The sequence below is a fragment of the uncultured Rossellomorea sp. genome (genome assembly GCF_947488365.1).
Taxonomy (GTDB): Bacteria; Bacillota; Bacilli; order Bacillales; family Bacillaceae_B; genus Rossellomorea.
Map to the genome: position 1 here is coordinate 1,036,913 of NZ_CANKZT010000001.1, position 19,250 is coordinate 1,056,162.

Annotated in this window: 18 protein-coding genes and 2 pseudogenes; 1 reads left to right on the top strand and 19 read right to left on the bottom strand. The window is 40.9% G+C overall.

The annotated features are described in order from the left end of the window. Positions 1 to 291: 291 nt before the first annotated feature. The 8 genes and pseudogenes from Q1B03_RS05460 to Q1B03_RS05495 form a co-directional block, all read right to left on the bottom strand. Entirely contained in the window at positions 292 to 4,389 is a 4,098-nt protein-coding gene (locus Q1B03_RS05460) for a phosphodiester glycosidase family protein (RefSeq protein ID WP_299739003.1), read from the bottom strand. 262 nt (positions 4,390 to 4,651) lie between these two features. Continuing rightward, positions 4,652 to 5,320, bottom strand: a complete 669-nt coding sequence (locus Q1B03_RS05465; protein WP_299739004.1) for an HAD family hydrolase — start codon at positions 5,318 to 5,320, stop codon at positions 4,652 to 4,654. Positions 5,321 to 5,346: 26 nt separating this feature from the next. Then, complete coding sequence (locus Q1B03_RS05470) at positions 5,347 to 5,847, bottom strand: phosphoribosylanthranilate isomerase (RefSeq protein WP_299739005.1); 501 nt, start codon at positions 5,845 to 5,847, stop codon at positions 5,347 to 5,349. Between the two features lie 21 nt (positions 5,848 to 5,868). Next, positions 5,869 to 6,410 (bottom strand): annotated as a pseudogene (locus Q1B03_RS05475) (GNAT family protein). A 14-nt stretch (positions 6,411 to 6,424) separates the two neighbouring features. Next, positions 6,425 to 7,186, bottom strand: a complete 762-nt coding sequence (locus Q1B03_RS05480; protein ID WP_299739006.1) for a hypothetical protein — start codon at positions 7,184 to 7,186, stop codon at positions 6,425 to 6,427. After that, the gene (locus Q1B03_RS05485) at positions 7,183 to 7,653 is read right to left on the bottom strand and encodes an NUDIX hydrolase (RefSeq protein WP_299739663.1); all 471 of its coding nucleotides are present in this window, start codon (positions 7,651 to 7,653) and stop codon (positions 7,183 to 7,185) included. Before Q1B03_RS05485 ends, Q1B03_RS05480 begins: the two co-directional genes overlap by 4 nt. 527 nt (positions 7,654 to 8,180) lie before the next feature. Continuing rightward, the gene (locus Q1B03_RS05490; RefSeq protein WP_299739007.1) at positions 8,181 to 8,618 is read right to left on the bottom strand and encodes a GNAT family N-acetyltransferase; all 438 of its coding nucleotides are present in this window, start codon (positions 8,616 to 8,618) and stop codon (positions 8,181 to 8,183) included. A 67-nt stretch (positions 8,619 to 8,685) separates the two neighbouring features. Further along, positions 8,686 to 9,156, bottom strand: a complete 471-nt coding sequence (locus Q1B03_RS05495) for a DinB family protein (protein ID WP_299739008.1) — start codon at positions 9,154 to 9,156, stop codon at positions 8,686 to 8,688. 190 nt (positions 9,157 to 9,346) lie between these two features. On the opposite strand from Q1B03_RS05495, the gene Q1B03_RS05500 reads away from it, so the two are divergent. Next, positions 9,347 to 10,594: a hypothetical protein gene (locus Q1B03_RS05500; RefSeq protein WP_299739009.1), complete on the top strand. Its 1,248-nt coding sequence runs from the start codon at positions 9,347 to 9,349 to the stop codon at positions 10,592 to 10,594. 117 nt (positions 10,595 to 10,711) lie between these two features. Here Q1B03_RS05500 and Q1B03_RS05505 read toward each other — a convergent pair whose 3' ends face one another. The 11 genes and pseudogenes from Q1B03_RS05505 to Q1B03_RS05555 form a co-directional block, all read right to left on the bottom strand. After that, a complete protein-coding gene (locus Q1B03_RS05505) occupies positions 10,712 to 11,722 on the bottom strand; it encodes a hypothetical protein (protein WP_299739010.1) in 1,011 nt (336 codons plus the stop codon). Next, a complete protein-coding gene (locus Q1B03_RS05510; RefSeq protein ID WP_299739012.1) occupies positions 11,709 to 12,257 on the bottom strand; it encodes a sigma-70 family RNA polymerase sigma factor in 549 nt (182 codons plus the stop codon). Before Q1B03_RS05510 ends, Q1B03_RS05505 begins: the two co-directional genes overlap by 14 nt. 156 nt (positions 12,258 to 12,413) lie before the next feature. Continuing rightward, on the bottom strand, positions 12,414 to 12,836 hold the full coding sequence (locus Q1B03_RS05515; RefSeq protein ID WP_299739665.1) for an SRPBCC family protein: 423 nt from the start codon (positions 12,834 to 12,836) through the stop codon (positions 12,414 to 12,416). Between the two features lie 332 nt (positions 12,837 to 13,168). After that, complete coding sequence (locus Q1B03_RS05520; RefSeq protein WP_299739014.1) at positions 13,169 to 14,050, bottom strand: AraC family transcriptional regulator; 882 nt, start codon at positions 14,048 to 14,050, stop codon at positions 13,169 to 13,171. Between the two features lie 190 nt (positions 14,051 to 14,240). Continuing rightward, a complete protein-coding gene (locus Q1B03_RS05525) occupies positions 14,241 to 14,804 on the bottom strand; it encodes an AraC family transcriptional regulator (protein WP_299739015.1) in 564 nt (187 codons plus the stop codon). A 134-nt stretch (positions 14,805 to 14,938) separates the two neighbouring features. Further along, on the bottom strand, positions 14,939 to 15,286 hold the full coding sequence (locus Q1B03_RS05530) for a VOC family protein (RefSeq protein WP_299739667.1): 348 nt from the start codon (positions 15,284 to 15,286) through the stop codon (positions 14,939 to 14,941). Positions 15,287 to 16,002: 716 nt separating this feature from the next. After that, on the bottom strand, positions 16,003 to 16,845 hold the full coding sequence (locus tag Q1B03_RS05535; protein ID WP_299739017.1) for an alpha/beta fold hydrolase: 843 nt from the start codon (positions 16,843 to 16,845) through the stop codon (positions 16,003 to 16,005). A 379-nt stretch (positions 16,846 to 17,224) separates the two neighbouring features. Beyond that, a pseudogene (locus tag Q1B03_RS05540) lies at positions 17,225 to 17,455 on the bottom strand (prolyl oligopeptidase family serine peptidase); the annotation flags it as partial. Between the two features lie 30 nt (positions 17,456 to 17,485). Further along, positions 17,486 to 18,010, bottom strand: coding sequence for a DinB family protein (locus Q1B03_RS05545; protein WP_299739019.1), 525 nt, complete (start codon positions 18,008 to 18,010; stop codon positions 17,486 to 17,488). Between the two features lie 5 nt (positions 18,011 to 18,015). Beyond that, the gene (locus Q1B03_RS05550) at positions 18,016 to 18,927 is read right to left on the bottom strand and encodes a GNAT family N-acetyltransferase (RefSeq protein ID WP_299739021.1); all 912 of its coding nucleotides are present in this window, start codon (positions 18,925 to 18,927) and stop codon (positions 18,016 to 18,018) included. Positions 18,928 to 18,962: 35 nt separating this feature from the next. Next, positions 18,963 to 19,250 (bottom strand): hypothetical protein, encoded by a 288-nt coding sequence (locus Q1B03_RS05555; protein ID WP_299739023.1) that lies wholly within the window; start codon positions 19,248 to 19,250, stop codon positions 18,963 to 18,965.

Consider the following 19,250-nt stretch of genomic DNA (forward strand, 5'->3'; position numbering starts at 1 on the left):
ATCTGGGCATATCCTCTTTACTCACCTGAATTCGATTGTATACTAAGTATATATTCTTCATCTTGAAGATAGTGGTTTAAGGCAGGACCCCTGATGTAAATCGAAAAATTCCTTATTTGTAGCGGCTTACCAGTGTGATTGGTAAGCTATTTTTTTGGACTTTTATATGTACATGCTCTTTAATGGTACCCGCAATCCATTCTTCCATGTACAAGAAATGATTATGTAACACAAAGACGTCAAGCACCCTATTTTAAGATGCTTGACGCCTCGTCTCGTGCTTTCTAACAATTAGTACTCCTCATTCACAACAGAAAATTCATCAATCACATCACCATCGGAGGTCTTAGTGATGAACGTGATCGTATCCTTATCCACCTTCGCACTCATATACACGGCGATGTTTTCCATGTTGACGTACTCGAATTTCTCATCTGCCACTGCATCATAGTGCTTTTTACCAGTGGTGCCGGCGACTACATAAACCGTTCCATTTTCATCTTCTTTGCCTTCTTTCAGTTTTTTCGTTCTGCCGTAGGCATGATCGTGTCCGGAGAAGACGATGTCGATTCCAAGTTCATCTGCGACCGGAGGCAGCTTTTCCTTCATGATTTCATTGCCGCCAAACGGATTCGTATAGTACGGAGGCTTATGAGTCACAAGAATTTTCCAAGGTTTATCCGAGCTCTCCATATCTTGTTTCAGCCATTCCAATTGTTGATCAAGCACCTTACTATCACTTGTAAAGCCTAGCACACTAATGTGCATGTTGTGATAATCAACGGAATACGTGCCGCCTATGTCTGCATCCGGACCATTTTCAGGTGAGCCAAGGATCGCTTTTGCTATACCGGCGTCATTGTCTCCCATGTATTCATGGTTCCCCAGAGCCGCAACAAGATTGGTCGTGCGAATCTTGTCATACTGACTCATTACTCCTAAAACATCATCCCATTGTTTGAATTTAGAAGATTCATCGACAAGGTCACCGACATGAATCATAAATGCAGGGTCCTGTTCATTTATATTTGAAAGGATCTGATCAAACAGGCTCAAGTCAGATGGTGATTGCGTGTCACCCAATACCGCAAATTCGAATTGATTGTCTCGTTTTAACGTAGTGAATTCCTGCATATCACTCCAATTCTCACCATTTCCAACTCGGTATACATACGTCGTGTCCTGCTTGAGCTTCTCCACTGTAACCTGATTGACTCGAGCGATGCCATTCTTGGTTACATCCAACTCTCCAGTGAAAACCTCATTGCTCCATGACCCCTTAGCGGTTAAAAGGCCCTTATCGCCTTTCTTGTCATAATCCTTCTTTCTTGCATATTGAATGATAGGCGTTTCTTCTTTACCTAGTGGACTGGACATCCAGGTAAACGTTTTAGACTTATAAGGATCATCCGTGGTTGGAGAAATGACATTCTTCATTTCGTCCTTTTCCACTAAAGCTGGATACGTTTGTGTGTCAACCTTGAATGAATATCTCCCGTCTTTTACCGAATATAGGGTAATTTTCTTAATGTCATCCGTAATAGAATCGACAACGAGTGAACCGTCACCTTCTGTTTTCCCAAGTGTAATAGGTTCCTCGTTTCCATCTATGGAGGCGAAAACCTCCGCACCACTGACAGGCTGACCCTCTTGATCCATCACCTTAAGTGCTGCAGGCTCCCCAATTAAAATGGGATCTGCTTCGATTTTTAACGCTGCCTCTACTTCCACATTTAAAGGTTTCATAGAATAGGTGGAGATGAATGTATCTTCTGCAGGAGGAGCATAGGTTACTTCTCCCTTGATCATCTCTACATTCAGTTTGCTGCCTTCATCTGTGGAATCTGGAATCCTTAATTGAATTTTGGCTGCCTCTGCTGTTGTACCCTTTTCACCATTATTCACTAGATGTATAGTAAGGATTCCCGTTTCAATGTCGTAGCTTGATGTACTTCCAGTAAAGCCGGCTGCAAATGTAACGTCTTCAACTGGAAACCTTTTATCCACTTGGAGTTTCATAGTAGATTCAGAGATTTCAGCTGGATTTGTTGCGTTAACAGCCAGTTCAAATTGATCCCCTAAATATGCCTTTTCCTGATTTTGAATGATTTCGATCTTGGCAGATCCAGTGTTCACTGTAAAATAGCCTGTTTTCACTGCCTGGTTCCCGAATTTATCAGGCACCATCAAGGTAAATTGATGTGTACCATCTGCCCACTGTAATCCGCTTAGGGAAACAGAACCGTCCATATCATAAGAGAAATGTCCCGCACGCTTGGAATACTCCTCACCATCCACAAACAATTTAATCTTTTCCCAATCAATTCCTGTTTTGTACGGATCCTCTTCATACTCATGAACATCTGCCTTCAAATTCACTGCGCTGTTTGTATATTCTTTTTCGTCTGCATTAATGGATTCAATGACAGGCGGATATAAGTCATCTACTTTTTCGCCGTAAACCGCACGGATATTATCAATATAGAGGGACCCTTTTGTCATAGGGCCTGTGATGCCCGATTTCGTCGACATCACTCTGAAGGCCTGTGTACCGGATACTTTAAATGGGCCAGTAAAGGATGATGGAATGTCGGCTTCGATGTATTTCCAGCCGATCCAGTCGATCCCAGGCTTCTCTCCGGTTAGATTAATCGATTGATTCTTATTGTTCCCATCCACAATCAACATCCGGAGCCAGTACCCTTGTGCCTCAGGTGTTCCATATACCCACATTCCGAGGCTTTGTGGATCCCCTTCAATCTCCGTATTCACTCCCGGTCCGGCGTATACTCCAAGGGTCGTTCCAGTCTGTGCATTGGTGAAATCAAAATCAAGCTTTAAAGACTGATCCCCAAATCGAACCGGATCCGGGTAGTTTGATAGACTTAGAGTCCCCTTTTCTCCCCGATTGGCTGTAGCTGTCTTCCACGTACCTAAATCGTCTTCGAAATCAAATAACACTTTTGGAAGCGTTCCGACAGAAATTTTCAACTGAGCTGTCAGATCCGTATTTTTCAGCTTTGCCTTGATTATGCCGTTGACACTTTGGTCATTTGTATGAAGGACACCTTCGTCATCAATCGTGCCCAGTCCTTCAGGAATTTCAAACTCTACGTCATCGAGCTTCCAATCGACTACCCGCTTTTCAAACGTTGCGATAAGTCCCAATGGAATCTCACTGTTTCTGGCAACAGTCAGTTCCGGTGAAGAGAAGGCAATCTTGTCAGGTGCAGCAATCTCAATGATGCTTTTGCCAACCTCTTCTCCTTGATGGTTCAACAGCACATAAAATTGACCTGTCTTACCATTAGAGCGAAACACTCCGTTTTCATCGATGGTACCAAATGACGAATCGGATAATTCCCATGTCAGTCCAGAGTCTGGAAGAGGTGCTGAAGCCATGGACTTATCTCTGCCTTTTGCACTGAAGTCTATGGTAGACCCCGGTGTGAAGGATTGATCATAAGGGTAGACATACGCAGAGTGAAAGGCATGGTCCGAAGGCTCTTTTGACACAACAAGCCATGAATTGGCCACACTTCTCTCGCCACGATCGGAAGGCATATTATCGACCTCGAGATCATCCCCTCCAAGTGTACGGGTTGTATACGTAGAGGATCCACCACCATCCAGGTTGAGAGCCGTCACTGCCCCTAAGTCGATCATCATTTGTGCTAAATCAGGCATGGAGATCCCACTGGAATAAGGCTCCTGTCTGCCGTCGATCACAGCAAAGAATACATCACCATCCGCTTTGATTCCGACAGCCGTACGAGGCTCTTTATCCGCTCCTGTTTGAGGAGTTTGATAGATTTGACTGTTTTTTACGAGAATCGCATTTCCACCAAGGGCTTCTTGCAATTCATCCTTGACTCCATCATACTCGGCAGTACTTCCGATCACTGCTTCCCCTGACTTTTTCATTCCAAAGAAACCCCACCCTTGACGAAGTTGATCTTTGATCCCGATTCCATCTTTGAACACAATCCCTGTCGGTTCTCCTGTCGCCATATTATAAAAATCGGCGTTCACAGCAGCCACCACTTTATGATTTTCTCCATCTGCGGCACTGGCCTGCTGCCTGACAGGTTGTAGTCCAAACTCCTCCCCGTCATTCGGTGTTCCCGCTTCAATCGACACGCCGGGGTTCTGAACATCCACATCCACTACAAAACTCTCAATCTTCTTTCCATCGGTACCTTCGAAGCTGTAATGCTTCTCCATGACACCTGGGGCAAGATCCGCCCGGTATTCATTAATCGGTGTTTGTACCACTGGAGAATCCAAATCAAAATCACCCAGTGCTTCTGCAAAATTTGGTGAAAACATGGTGCCCGCGACTGCAATTGACAGTACAACAGGTAATACCCTCTTTAAGGATTTCCTCATCTTCAAGCCTCCTATAATCGTATTCCACATTTCGATAAAATCCATCGATAAATGACATGTTTATCATACTGGAAAAATATTAAAGGATTGTATATTTTTCATTAATTTAGAAGAATGAAACAAAAAGAGGCAATAGGACCTATTATCTTCAACTATTTCCCATTCTAAGGCAGTAATTGTTTTTTAAAGATAGCTGTATGACTCCCTAAATTTAAAATAATGAGCATCATTACAGAAAAAAGCTGTAGATCAGCTACCTGATCTACAGCTTCACCCGACATCCCTCTAAGACATCTTTTATTTCGTCGACATTTTCGACTATAAAAGTAGGGTCAGACTGACTGATTTCTTCAAATGAACCATATCCATACGTCACCCCAATAGAGTCAATTCCGGTATAGTGTGCCCCAATGATATCGTGCTTCCGGTCTCCTATCATAATAAAGCTGCCTGCTTCATATTCATGATAAACATCTAGAATGTATTGAATGATTTCAGCTTTTGACGTTCTTGTTCCATCGAGGTTGCTTCCTGCAATCAGATCAAAAAACTGGTCAATAGTAAAATACTTAAGGATTTGTTCAGCAAAAACAGTAGGCTTTGATGTTGCAACCACCAACGTAAACCCTTTTTCTTTTAACGTTTTCAATAGTGATGGAATATTTGGATAGAGTTTGTTTTCAAACATTCCCTTCTCCTTGAACCGCTCTCTGTAAAAATCAATTGCTCTTTGTATTTTCAGCTCATTAAAATCGTAATGTTCAGCAAATGACACTTGTAATGGTGGCCCAATGAAACATTCGAGCTCATGAACATCAGGAACCTCTACGTCCATATTCTCCAATGCATATTGAACCGATTTAGTAATTCCTTCTTTTGGGTCGGAAAGTGTTCCATCTAAATCGAATAGAATGATTTTATATTTGTTCATATAAACTCCTTTCTTATTAAGCAGGATCAGTTATTTCTTACATTCTTCAAATACTCTATCTTCCCAATATCTTTATGATTATTTTGATCTGCCCGATAGCTGTCCTTAGATGACGCCTCGTAAACACGTAAATACTGCTCGGGATTCAGAAGATAATATTTCACCTCTCCCTTTCGATGCATTTCCAGATTCTCCAATCGTACCCCTGCGAAGTCCGGTAAAGTGTCGATAATTCCAAACTCAACGGATAATCCGTCTTTTGAGAACTCATGTTCATGCAAATCGATTAGGGTATAGTCCATTGAATTCATGATCTTCACAATTTCATTCCAGTTATGTATAGATGTTTCAGGCGGCACTTCCCACCCTCCTTCATCACCAGGTACATGTATATCCAGGTCCTCTGCATCCCAACTCTTTCCCGTTACCACTTCTAAACCAACCGAACCCATTAACAATGGAATAATTCCACGATCATTTAGGCTTTGGGCAATTCTTATAAACTCATTAAATTTGCGATGATCCATTTGTTTGTTCCTCCACACTTCCTACTTTTCAAAAAACTCATCCCTCAGAATACTCATCCTCAACCGGTCTACAAATTCACCGTTCCTCAGCCGGTCCTGCCTTAATATGCCTTCTTCCACGTATCCCTTTTTCTATAAGACTTGATCGCTTTTTCATTATCAATCTCTACTCTTAACCAAATCTTGTTCAGCTCTAATTCCTCGAATCCCCATTGGAGCATTTCATGCATCGCACTTAAACCGTACCCTCTCCCCCAGTAGCGTTTATCCCCTATAGCTACACCTAATTCTGCATGTTTGTTTAATCGATCGATGTTTTTTAAATCGATCCAGCCGATGTGATTGCCTTCTTTCGTCATGATGGCTTTCTGTTCATATCCATTCGTCCTCTTGATACACATGTCAATCCAGGCAAGGGTTTCTTCCCGGCTGAATGGAGGATATTTCTCCGGCATGTTCAAGTGCTTCGTTACTTCTCTATCCAGACACCACTGGTATCGGTCTTCTGCATCATCCATCGTCAATTCTCTTAATGTTACGTTTGGCCATTGAGTCGGTTTCATGGTAGTTTTCCTTTTCATAGTTGAGTGCTTTTGTAATGATTTAATACTTCAAATAGAACCGCTTTGTTGTATTTCGTTTTCCCATGGATTCTTTCAGCCCATTCTTCCACCGTTTCAAGCTTCGGATCCTTCATCAGCCCTTCTGTCGTACTTAGAAAGCTCTCCCAGTTATAAAACTCCCAATGAGCAATTTCAGATTTGTACGGGATTCTGCATTCCAATAATGGATGGTTCTTTATCATATGTTGAGAATGCTCAGCAGCCATTATAAAAGTATCCATCTCAACTGGCTCTGTCTGAAAAACTTGCCTCGATACTTTTCCATTTGGTCGATGATAAAGAATTTCTGTACCTGATGGGTGATCTTGAACCTGTACCCTTGCTGCAGGGAAGAAACCACTTACCTTTTCGTTGGTATAATCTATGCTATCCGTATCTATTAATATCGGATTCAACCATTGGTCACCTAAATCACAAAGGAAGCGTTCACCCTTTTCATTCAGTGCGATGACAGCCGCATGAGCATCTTCCGAGTTCAGGTTATGACCAACGGGATAAGCTATGACGCCATCCTTCTTAAATTCATCAAGTAACCAGAGTGCAAGATCGAAACAATTCCCGGACATCCCGAATTGTTCCCGATGCTCCTTCATTAGAGAAACATCCCGCTGTTTCTTCTCGCTTCCCCCGTTATAAAACCAAACCTTTGTTAATGTCTCCATGGGAAAATCATTGAATTTCTCCCACGTCTTTAAAATACTTTCTGAAGCGTTCATTCTTGCACCTCGGATTCTTTCTTTAATTGATCTATGTATGGCTTGATATAGCTTTTATATTCGTCCGTTAAACCATCTGGCAGATTATTGAGTTTGAAAAATTTGATATCAACAGATTCTGTTTTATCGACCTCCAATTTCCCTCTTATGTCCTTTGTGGTATAAACGGCTGTGACGGAATACAATTCATCCCCATTCGATACTTTAAAATAATAGTCCGGCCCGGAGAACACATTTACCAGAGTCAGTTCCCCTATCTCAAGACCGGTTTCTTCCATCACTTCTCGCTTTGCTGTCTCCTCTAAACTTTCCCCCAATTCCATCAATCCTCCCGGCAGTCCCCAACCACCGTCCGTCCGGTGCTGCAGAAGCAGTTCATGATGATCGTTTAAGATAATGACGACAGATCCGGGTAGGATTAAGGGGCTGGTGCCAACCAGTTTTCGCAGATCTTGGACATAGTTCATCATTTCCCCTCCCTTATTTGTTCAAGTTTTACACGCTCCCACCACTTTTTCATATCCTATGACAAGAATAGACTACTCTTCACTTGAAATAACATGGTTGATCATAGCCGTATACACTTTTTAATCCATTAGGAGACACTATTTATCCTGATTTGAGATTATTAATCCTATTACAGATTAATTAATCCGAAATTCCAATAATCAATCCTGATTCGAAATAATGTAACATCCTTGTCGAATTTTATTTATAGTTACGGCTATTTGGAGCATGCTTATATGACTTAGCTTCATTACTGACAATTCCAATTATTCCAGTTTACTGACAACAACTCGATATATATATAGTTATAAAAAAAGAAGCCTATTTGTCAGTGAATGCTCTGTAAGAGACTGAACCAGTCCTTCGTCAAACCAGGAAGAATTTTCAAGTAGCGTGTCATCCAAGTCAAATAAAAGAAGGCTATACTTTTTCATTGACGTATCAACCCTTTTAATCGCTTTTTATAGAGTACGAAATCACTTGTATACTAAAGTTGCGTCTTCAACACAACTTCCCCCCACATCATTTCACCCGTCTTCTCAAATCCCAGACTTTTATATAACTTTATAGCACTCACATTCTCCGGTTCCGCACTTGTGAATAATTCTATATTTCCATATGTATGTGTCAGTTCTTTTAAAAGTAGTTGCGTTGCCTTTTTCCCATAGCCTCTCCCTTGATAATTCTGATCGATCATTAACCGGCTCATCTCCATACGGTTTGTGTCAGGGTCGATCCCATACATGATGAACCCTACCATGCTATGTTGATGATAAATAGCCAATGGATATTGTTCTTCCATAAATGTTGATTGCAGCAATGAATAAGCGTTATCTGCGACAAATTCCTTCTGATGTTCCGAAACAGATAAGGTTACACATTCCTCCCAATTGTCAGCATTGATCTCCTTTAATGCCAGATTCATATAAACCACCCTTTCGATATTGTGGATGAAACCGTCCAGCGATTACTTTTATATCTTGTTCTTTCAATCAACGATGTGACGGCCAGGAACCTTGCATTTTCCTCATTTGAATAATTTGACCCGTATGGTATGCCTCATGAAGCATGATGTCTAAGAGCTTTTCTTCCAGAGCATTATGTTCAAGTTCTTCAGTCGTAGTTCTACCAAGTGCTTCTCTTAAAAGACGGTGAGCGGCATCAGCACGTTCAACGACTGCTCTCCAGGCCTTGTCGTCATTTAGTTGTTCCGTAAGGTAGAAGGTTTCATTTCCATCGAGGGTTTGATTCCATTCTCGGCCTTCTAATTGTGCTGTTAGTCTTTCTTTGTAATAAGTAAGATGATTTACATTCTCCCATATGGTTTTGGTCGCCTCTCCATCCGGTCTCCATCTCGCCTGTGCTGCTGTGATTCCTTCTATTGAAGGTTTGAATGGGGCATACCAACTTTCCTGGTCGTATGTAGTATCGAGCATTCTTAAGAGCAAGTCAGTTCGTTTCATAAGTGTTTTCCTCCTTGGAATTGAAGTTTCATATTGATAGTACTTCAGCATAAAGTGAAGAACTCCTTCTTTTAATAGGGTGGGGACAAAGAATCTGGCCAGACCACATCTTTCCTTTCCACACTCTTTTTCACATAATGTAAGCCATCCGGGAAAATAGTAAGGGCATATGCAAAAAGGAGAATTCACAATGAAAAAAGCTATCGTCTTTACCATCATTCTTGCTCTTATTTTTCCATCAACACCCTCCGCATCCCTAGAGAATCAAGTTAAAGCTGCTTTTATAAGGGAGGGGAATTTGTGGACCTTGATAGATAGCCAAGAAACACAAATAACGAATTCCGAAAACGTCCACTCTCAACCCAAATGGTCAACCGACGGAACCTGGCTTGCCTATCAAGTAGAAACCACTTCTGAATTCGATAAAGGGGAAATGCAGTCAGAACTGTGGACTTACAATCTTAAAACGGGGAAAAAGAAGAAAATTTCTTATAACGGTCATTCTCCAGAATGGGCTCCCCATAAAAACCATGTTGCTTATAATAATAGAGGAATTTTAGATATTTCAGACCTCAAGCGTTTCTACAACATTGCAACCGGGGTCAGTGACTTCACGTGGTTTCCGGACGGTAGTGGATTCCTTCTTTCTTCATCAGGAACACTCAGCCCGGATGGATGGTCAAGCGCCTCTTTATTCATAAAAAAAGTCGGCGATAACTATGAAGACATTGTTCTTTTTGGAGGGGTGGAGCCATTCTTTACACTCCCAAGGGAAATCGGGACAAGTGATCTAAACAAACTGATCGCGGTCTATGCCGAGCAGCTGTCCTACTCACCGAGCGGCAGGTGGATTTCATTTGTGGTGTCTCCAACCGCCTCCTGGTCCATGGATAGCAATATGGTTTGCATCATCGATAAGGAAGGAAATAACTTCGAAGTATTAGACGAGATGATTTTGCAAGTAGGCGAGCCCAAGTGGTCACCCTCCACTGATACGATTGCCTATATCGCTGGCGGTGGAAGAATTGTTTTCGGGTTCAAAAACAAAGATTTAAAGGTAAAAGAAATGCCTGTTTCAGGAACTTACACCCCTGCCCATTTCGCTGATCTGGATTTTGACTGGATGACTGACAAATCACTGGTCGTTTCGAGAATCAAAGAACAGGAGTGGACCAATGACTTCAGTAAGCACCCGCTGCCTGCCCTTTATACTCTGAATATCGATTCGAATCACCAAATGAAAATTACGAGTCCTCCTAAAGGATATGGAGACTATGCTCCTCAGTTCATCGCGTCCATTTCAAAACTCGTTTGGTTAAGAGGGACATCTTTAACAGATACGACAAGGGATCTGTGGATGGGGAACAAGGATGGTACTGATGCTAAGCAATGGTTGCGGAATATTGAGGAAATTGTTTTTTATAAAATGAAGGGGTAAATCTTGTAGCCTTCCAGTCAAAAGGCCAAGATTTTTCGACAAACGGATCATACAATAAGCCGGGCATAACCCCGGCTTAACAGTCATTCTAAAAAAATGACCTCTACTACTAACAAGTCACTTTTCAATCTCTAACACAACCACATCAAACAACTCCCCACCCGCATAAAGCACGAACGCCCACTCGCCACGTTCAGGAATGGTAACTGACGACGGAGCATGAACATCCGCACCGTTGTTCTCTCCACCTAGGGGAATGCTCCAGGTCTCACCGTTATTCAATACAGGCTGGACGGTTCCCGACTCCCTGTGATAACCAACCACTGTTAGTTCTGAAGCCTCCGTGTCCCACAGATGCCACATCCATTTTTGTCCGGTCAGGCTTGGCATGTCCGCACCAATGATGCCGGATCTGTTTTCATTCCCTATCAAATTCCGCCCAAATTCGGTTGCCTTCCGATCCCAATTGATTTTGTCAAAATCACTTTTTTGAACGTAGTCAGGAATACCCTCGGGTAAAATGATGGGACTTCCTTCTTCCTTTTTACCTACACTCACCACGACATCACCGTAAGTCTTGCCGTTAAGGTAGACTTCATACCTCCATAATCCGCTGTCCGGAACCTGAAAACTCGCCGCGAAGCGCTGTAAGCTTGAGTACCCATTTGAGGGCTCCGTTATTATTTGAGGAGACACCACTTCGATTCGTTGCCCCGTTTCCTTATGAACCGCCGAAATGGAAAGTTCTTTCCCTTTGAATGTGTCAAAAGGTTCTTTGAAACTGAAAATATATCCATAAGGCTTACCTTCATGCAGTTCGGGATCAGGAAATATGCTGAAAACGAGCCTATTATCTTCTGTATAATCGTGTTTTACTTGCCATGTGTTCGGACTACCATTCATCGCTCCATTCTGCTTAACCAACAACTCTGTTGAAACGAAGAAACCTATTAAACAAATGGTAACAGTCGTCATGATAAAAATAATGAATGGTTTAGGGCTCTTTGTCCCCACCTGATTATGAACGGCATGACGGATTTTACTTTTTTGACATTCCGTAAAGTGCCGGCCTTTATGAGTCGTAGAATCCATCGCTTTCTTCAACTCATTAAGCTCATTTTCCATCATGGTCCCACCTTTCCATCATTTTTCTCAGCTTAGCCCTGCCTCTGGTCAATCTTATTTTGATCGTATTCCGGTTCAAGCCTAACAACCCTTTAATTTCATCTATCGAACAATCTTCATAATAATACAGTGTAATGACTTCCCGATACTTTACGGGCAGGGCAAGGACACACCTTGAAAGAATCTCTTCCTCATTTCGCTTCAGGACACTCATTTCAGGTAACGGTTCCTTGGAAGTGAAAAGAGAAAACAGGCTTGAATTCATCACCACTCTCTTAAACGATGAACTCTTCAGGACATCTTTCGATCGATTAATAATCAGCCGATAAATCCACGCTTTAAAAGATTTAATCTCATCTATTTTTTCATAATGCTTGAAGCATGTGACAAATACATCCTGAACGATGTCTTCGGCCATACTCCAATCTTTCACATAGTTGTAAGCCAATTTCGTAAGGCGTTCTCCGTACTCATCCATGATTCCTTCCAGCCAGGAATCCCTGTCTTCTGAATGGTCTTCGTTCTTCACCTTTCTCACACTTCCATCACCTCATTCCCCTTTAATGCTAAGACGAATCAGTTAGTTACAGGTTTCATATTTTTGTAAAATTATATGATGAAAAAATAAGGTACTTAGATCAAGCTTTAAGCACCTTATTTCAAAATATGATATTATTTTTCACTTACTCTAGTCTCACTTAACCAGCGCCGCTCTAAGATTGACACCATACTCCATGTATCCCTTCAAGCATGTCAGCATGTATACCCAACCCTCTTTATTGTCTAATAATTGGTTGATAAGATTTTCGTGGTTCTCATCAAATCCTTCTTCTTTGACTACGACAATTGTGCTGCCTTTTTCTTCTTGCTCAAATGTTATGGTTACTTTATGGCTACCTGCCCACTCGAAGACAATCTTTTTATGTTCTTGAATTTCTTTTATGTCTATATCCCCTTGTGCGTCATATTCTTCATATCTTAAAGTAACAACCCTTCCTTCCTCCCACCTTTCAGAACTTGAAGAAAACCAAAAGTTACCTATTTTTTCAGGATCAACAAATGCCTCAAAAATTTCATGTGCCTGCTTTTGAATTCTCATTTGAGAGAGATTATTCATACATCTTCCACTCACTTTCATGTATTTTTGGGTTATTTCATTTATATACTGTCTACTATTTATTGTCCATTTATTGTCCATTTACTAGGCCATTCTGTTTTCAAAAACTTATTTCCTTAAAGCGGTAACCAACGCCTCAAATGGTTTCAATAATTTCAGGGGTTGAACGAATCAAACTAACTGATTTAACTTTGCATCGGACAAATCTGATCCATAATCACAAGTTGATAAAGTTGGTACAACTAGCCATTTATATGAAACGATACTTTAATGCTCATTTAGATGTGCAAAAAGACACTCACAAAAGAGTGCCCTTAAGTATAGTTACAAATTTATCCAACGTTCTTTTTCTTTACTGGAATCCAAATCTCACTTCTATACTTTGGATTCCCTGTGTCCTTACTCTCATTCCATACCATTTCAGGACCTTCAACTGCTTCATAGCCTGAATCCGGAAACCACTCTGAGTATATCCTGCCCCACACATTCTGAAGTGTTTCCGGAAATGGTCCAATCGATTCGAATACGGCCCAGGTACTGGCTTTTATTTTTAATGCATCAAATTCTCCTGTTTCATCACTTGAAGTTGCCACCCCGATGTAATGATCTAACTCTCCCTTTTCTTCCATTCTTCCTTCAGAAAAATTAGTTGAAGCACTAATAATACCTGTTGGTTCTATGTTTGAAAGTGCTTTTAGTTGTTTAATTACCTCAGGTGTTAATCGCCCATACATTTCGGCAACATCTGGATTAACCCCGTTAAAGATTATTGGAACCCTTTTCTTAAAGCCCACTACCTTAAATGGTGCTTTTTCAACAATACGATAATTCATTTCGCATCCTCCTCTTATTGTGAGTTGGAAGGTCATTTTAGGATAAGCTTTTAACGGTGTATGCTCTCTTCTTGCTTCAGAAGGGAGAAAGCCATGCAACGAATGAAAAGCACGGGTGAATGAATCCGCTGAACGATATCCGTATTTGACCGCAATATCGATTATTCTCAAGTCACTATCTTTCAAATCAAGGGCAGCAAGCGTCAGTCTTCTTCTCCGAATATATTCTGATAAGGATATGCCTGATAAAAAAGAAAACATCCGTTTAAAATGATACTCTGAACAGTAAGCCATTTTTGATATTTCGCTATAATCAATTTCCTCCGTCAGGTGCTCTTCAATGTAAGCCAATGCCTCATTCATCCTTCTTAAAGAATCCATCAAATAACCTCCTTTCACCAACAATGTTAGTAAAGAATGCGATAATCCATCCGACAATCTGTGCACAATTTAGTCGACGCCCCTATAGGATGTCATGACTTTTGACGATAAGATTGTATCATTTCAAAGTATTGTGTATCTCCTAAGCCATGGTCTTTGAAATTTTCGATTAGAAGAGACACCAGTTCTTTTATCGGACGTCTTGGTGCTGTTGAATATACAGCATAAGATCACTATCTTTCTTAAGGTAATTCAAATACAGTTCAATTCCTTTGTATAAAGGGATTGGATGAACTTCCTTAGGCATAGCTTTATGAATCAATACTTGTTTGTAGAGTTGATCATATCCTTTTGCTTTTAGGCTGTAATACCTTATAGGTTGAAAATCATCTCCGACAAGATGGAGATCAATTGAACCTTCATACTCAGTTTGATCTAACCAGGCGAGTATGGTGAGAAGATTCATTTGACAAAACATATCCTCATCAAACCATAGGGCTATATGATCATAATCCTCACAAAAGAGAGGCTGCAATGGCTTTAGGGTGATTTCAGCATATTGAACTGGCGTTACATGATGAACCTTCGCACGTATTTCTGTAAATTGATCGGAAAATAAATCATCGCAGGTGTCCCCATAACACATTGCTTCGTTAAAGGGAATCATCCTTTCGGCTTCAAGAAACTGTGTCTCTTTGAAATTCTTATACATTTCTGTTCCATTTAATATATGTACGGTTCCTGTTGGATCCACATTGACACCTCCTGCTCTGGTGACTTGATTCTGCAGCATTTCTCTATCCCGTATACTTCAAGACATCCTCAAAAAACTCCTCTCTTTTTAAGAATGGACCGTTTATTAAACATAATAAGAATAATGACAACCCATTATTTCTCCCATAGCTCAATCAGTCTACCTTCAGGATCTTTAATCCAAATAAACGTACCAAATTCACTTACCTCTTTTTCCTTTACAAGAGGTACACCGACTTGTTCCAGGTGCTCAATCGTTTCGTTTATATTATAAACTTGGAAATTCAACATCACTTGCTGTTCTGTTGGGAAGTAAGGGTCATCTTCAGTAAAGAAAGAAAAAATGGTTTCATTTCCTGATTGGGGTTTAATAATAGTCCCATTCCAATCTTCCATTTCAATCTTCAACACTTCACTGTACCATCTTTTAATAGTATCCAGGTTTTTAGTCCTCCAAAATATTCCCCCGAAACCTTTTATCAACATAATAAACTCGCTCCCTTCTCTAATTTCATTAATTTCTCCACTATATTAGAATTTCAAGAAATAAAAACAATATCCTTCTTCAGCCACCCGATAGGGGAAACGAATCTTCAGAATGACTCCGATTCATTATCACAACGGCTTAAAATATGGTTGGGGTGAAACGACCATTGTCACCGCCTTTGGATTTGTTTCGTGGATTTGTACGTTTATCTGTTTTGCTTATTGGAAGTTTGTTCTCAAGCCATAAGGTAAAAGAGGCTGGGACAAAACTAAAAAATCACGAAATGAAGACGATTAATAGAAGTGTAGGTTCTTAATACCGCTAATGATTTCCGTGCAAGACTACGCTTTCCGCGGGTAGCCCGTGAGCCTCCTCGGCAAGCCTGCGGGAAGAAAAGCGGAGGGGCTTTGTTCAGAGGCGGGTGTCATAAGGCGAAGCGGCCACGAAGGCGTTCTTTGCCTTCTTGGCCGCTTCGCCTTATGACATGTGCCTCTAAGCCCCGGAGCCTGGACGGGTCTCACATAAGCTACTTTTCCCGCAGGAGTCTTCGTCTTGCACTCCAATCAACCGCTGGAGACTGCTAAAATCAAAAGGACCAAGGTTAAATAATAAACCCGAACCAATCTGCCTCTAAGTAGCGGATTGGTTCGGGTCTTGCTTAGACTAAAACACTTTTGTCCCAGCCTCTTTTGATTTATTCACTTCTATCAATTCAGACCAAGTGAAAAGAGTCTTTCACCATCCCGCTGAATTTTTCTTGTTCTTCTAGATGGGGTGAATGGTTACTATTTTCAAAGATATAAAATGTTGAGTTGGGAACAAGATTGAAAATTTCCTCTGAATACACAAACGGGCATTGAGAGTCGTGTTTCCCACAAAAAACGATTGTCGGGGTTTTTATATTCGAAATGTCTTCTCTGATATCAAACGTTGGCAATTCGTTATAAGCATAATACTCTAAACGTTTTTGAACCACTTTTCCACTGCTTGGCTTAGAAAAGTATTCATCATATCTGCTTGGGTCATTCAGAGACATTTTCGTCCATTCCCTACGTGCGTGCTTCCGTTCTTCTCTTGTTGCATCATCGGAATTCAGGATGGAAAATACCTCTTTCAATCGGTTGTTAAGAGGATTCCTATCACAATAAATGCTTTCCTGATCGTCCATATATTCATTTGTAGCTGAGGCACCACCTACAATCAACCGCTTTAAAGAAGCTGGATAATCAGCAGCATAAACCAGCCCTAACATCCCACCTGTGGAATGTCCTGCAAAATTCCAGCTATCATACCCTAAAGCAGATCGGATTGCTTCTAAATCCTTGCTGGTTTCACTCATACTTAACTCATCTTCATCTTGAATCTCAGTGGAATTCCCCGATTCTTTCAAGTTGACCAGGTACACTTTAAAATCTTCCAAAAACCGGTCAGCGAAATGGTAGCCTCGCTCGTTAAACTCGCTATATAGATGAGTCACACATAATGGTTCACCATTCCCGGCTTCAAATATTTCGAAATCCCCTCGATCTGTTTTAATTAGCTTTTGTTCCCACATGTTTTATCCCCCATTCACTCTTCACGGCCCGTTAACTGAAAATAAGAAAAGCCGTAGAGGAGCTATTCATTTGAGTGTTCATGATCTAAATTGACTTTTCCCCGGAGAAGAAGGGGATAGGATGTTATCGTTCACCAAATTCTCCTTCAATATGATTCTTGCTCATCCAACTAGTACTTACTATCTATTAGACGTTTTCAATAGAGTGAAAGTTTCGATTTTTTCATTTCAATGAAAAAATAAATAGGGCAATAGCTGGAGATCATTTTGGTGATCTTCAGCTATTGCCCCTTTACTATTATTAAATATTTTCACCATTGAATAGGTGGAACTTCATTTATAGGCTTTTAAAAAAGATTTTTGTATATCCTTTTATTAATCACATTACCCTAAAATCATCCATACTCTCCCCAAGTATATAATGTGAAAACCACATCAGATTCTGCTTCACAATAGCCCGGTGTACTCCAGGTTTCTCAGAGCTGTATCCCATTCCTTTAAATGTAACTAATTCTGTATCCACTCCCATATCCCGTAGTCCTTTATGGAGCTCATAAGCATTTGAAACTGGAACTCTTGTATCCTTTTCTCCATGTTGGATCAGGGTGGGCGGGGATAGAGACGCTCGATTGAACTCCCATTATTGATCAGATCTCAGATATCGATCCTTAATCAACCTTCGATGGTGAATTTCATGCCCGGCAATGATGTACCCTATCGCACGAGCTGTCACTTCGGAACCGTTTGCGTTTCCACGCCGGCGCAACGCTTCTTCATCCATGCTGCTTAGAAGAAGAATGGTGTGTTGGCGGACAAGAGCTTGCTGATGTAAAAGGTCCGATAATGAAAAGCGATTGAAATTTCCTCTTCTCACATACTCATCATCATTATATCCAGGAAGCATCTCCTGTTCTCCCCTGGCAATACTGAGAAGGCGGTAGCACATAATGCGCTCCGTGTCGGTTATATGGCCGATGACTTCCTTGATTGTCCATTTTCCCGGAGCATACTTATATTCTGACGTTTTCTCATTTAAGTCTTTTAACAGTTTCTTGGTTTCGTTTTGTTGATCATCAAGAATCTGGAGCAGCTCTCCATCTGGTACATTGTTTACATATTCCTTATAATACGGGGGATATTCGTTTGTTTCTGGTTTCCTCATCATAGCTTCTACTCCTTTGTACATGCTAAATGCATATCAATGATCGATTTACTTCTAAGAAACCCAAGATCTACATAAAGTTGAATCGCTGCATTATCCTTAATGACAGATAAGCGGGTAGCCGGGTACGCTGCACTCGAAGAATGGATCGAATGGGTTAACAAATATCGTCCAAGCCCCCTCTGTTGGTGATCAGGGTCCACGACTAAACTCATGATAAGTGGATAGTCTTCAAATTCCATGTGCAGACAGACGCCCACAATGTTGTTCGAGTGAGTATCAATAACAACTCTTGAACACTCATCCATGATTTTATTATGTTTATGTTGATCGATAAATTCGTTTACATGGAGGAGATAATCCTCTTTCGTTCCGATTTGCTTATACACCGGATTGGCTCTATAGGCTTTCAAGAGTAAACATGCGATATCATTCGCATCTCCACGTGAAACAGCCCTTGATCTATATCCTTCAGGAAGAAGGGCCTTCATTGGCTCCGTCGGACGAATCATCCATACATTCACATCATGAATCTTGCATCCAAGTTGTTTATACGCTGCCACTTGTTCTTCTACCACTTCTCTTACAATGATTTTATTTTCAGTAGTCGATATCTTTTTGACATAGTTTAATAGTTTATGTGCCAACCCTTCGTAGTCCTTATAGGGTGGCACTACAAATATATCCGATATGAAATTAGGTTTCAGAAGTACACCGCCAATAATCGTTTCGCCTTCCATGACGAAATATCCGCAGTCAAAAATGGTTGCCACTTCCACTAACGTCGCCGGGGACCTTCTAAAATAGGAATCTGCATATTTCTGTCCATGGTAAATGGAATAATAGCGGGTGTATTCTTCAGGTTCTTGATAAACCAGCCTTAATCCGCCTTCTATCTCGATAGGTTCATGCTTATTCATATTTTTTGACCCCTTTGTTTTAAGGCAACTTCGATCTAAGATCTTTTAAACAGATCTCTTTTCTTCATATACTCGATGGCCTTGGTTTTATTCTTTTGGTTAGAAACATATTCTGCTTCGTTTTTATCTTTATAAAAGGCGTTAAATCTTTCTTCTGAAAGAGCGCCTTCATGGATGGCTCTTTGAACCGCACAGTCACCCTCGGTTATATGAGTGCACTTCGAATACTTACAAGCACGGGATAATTCTAGAATATCTTCATATCCCGTTTCTGCTTTGAATTCGGAATCAACGAATTCTCTGACCATTTTATTCTTTTTCAT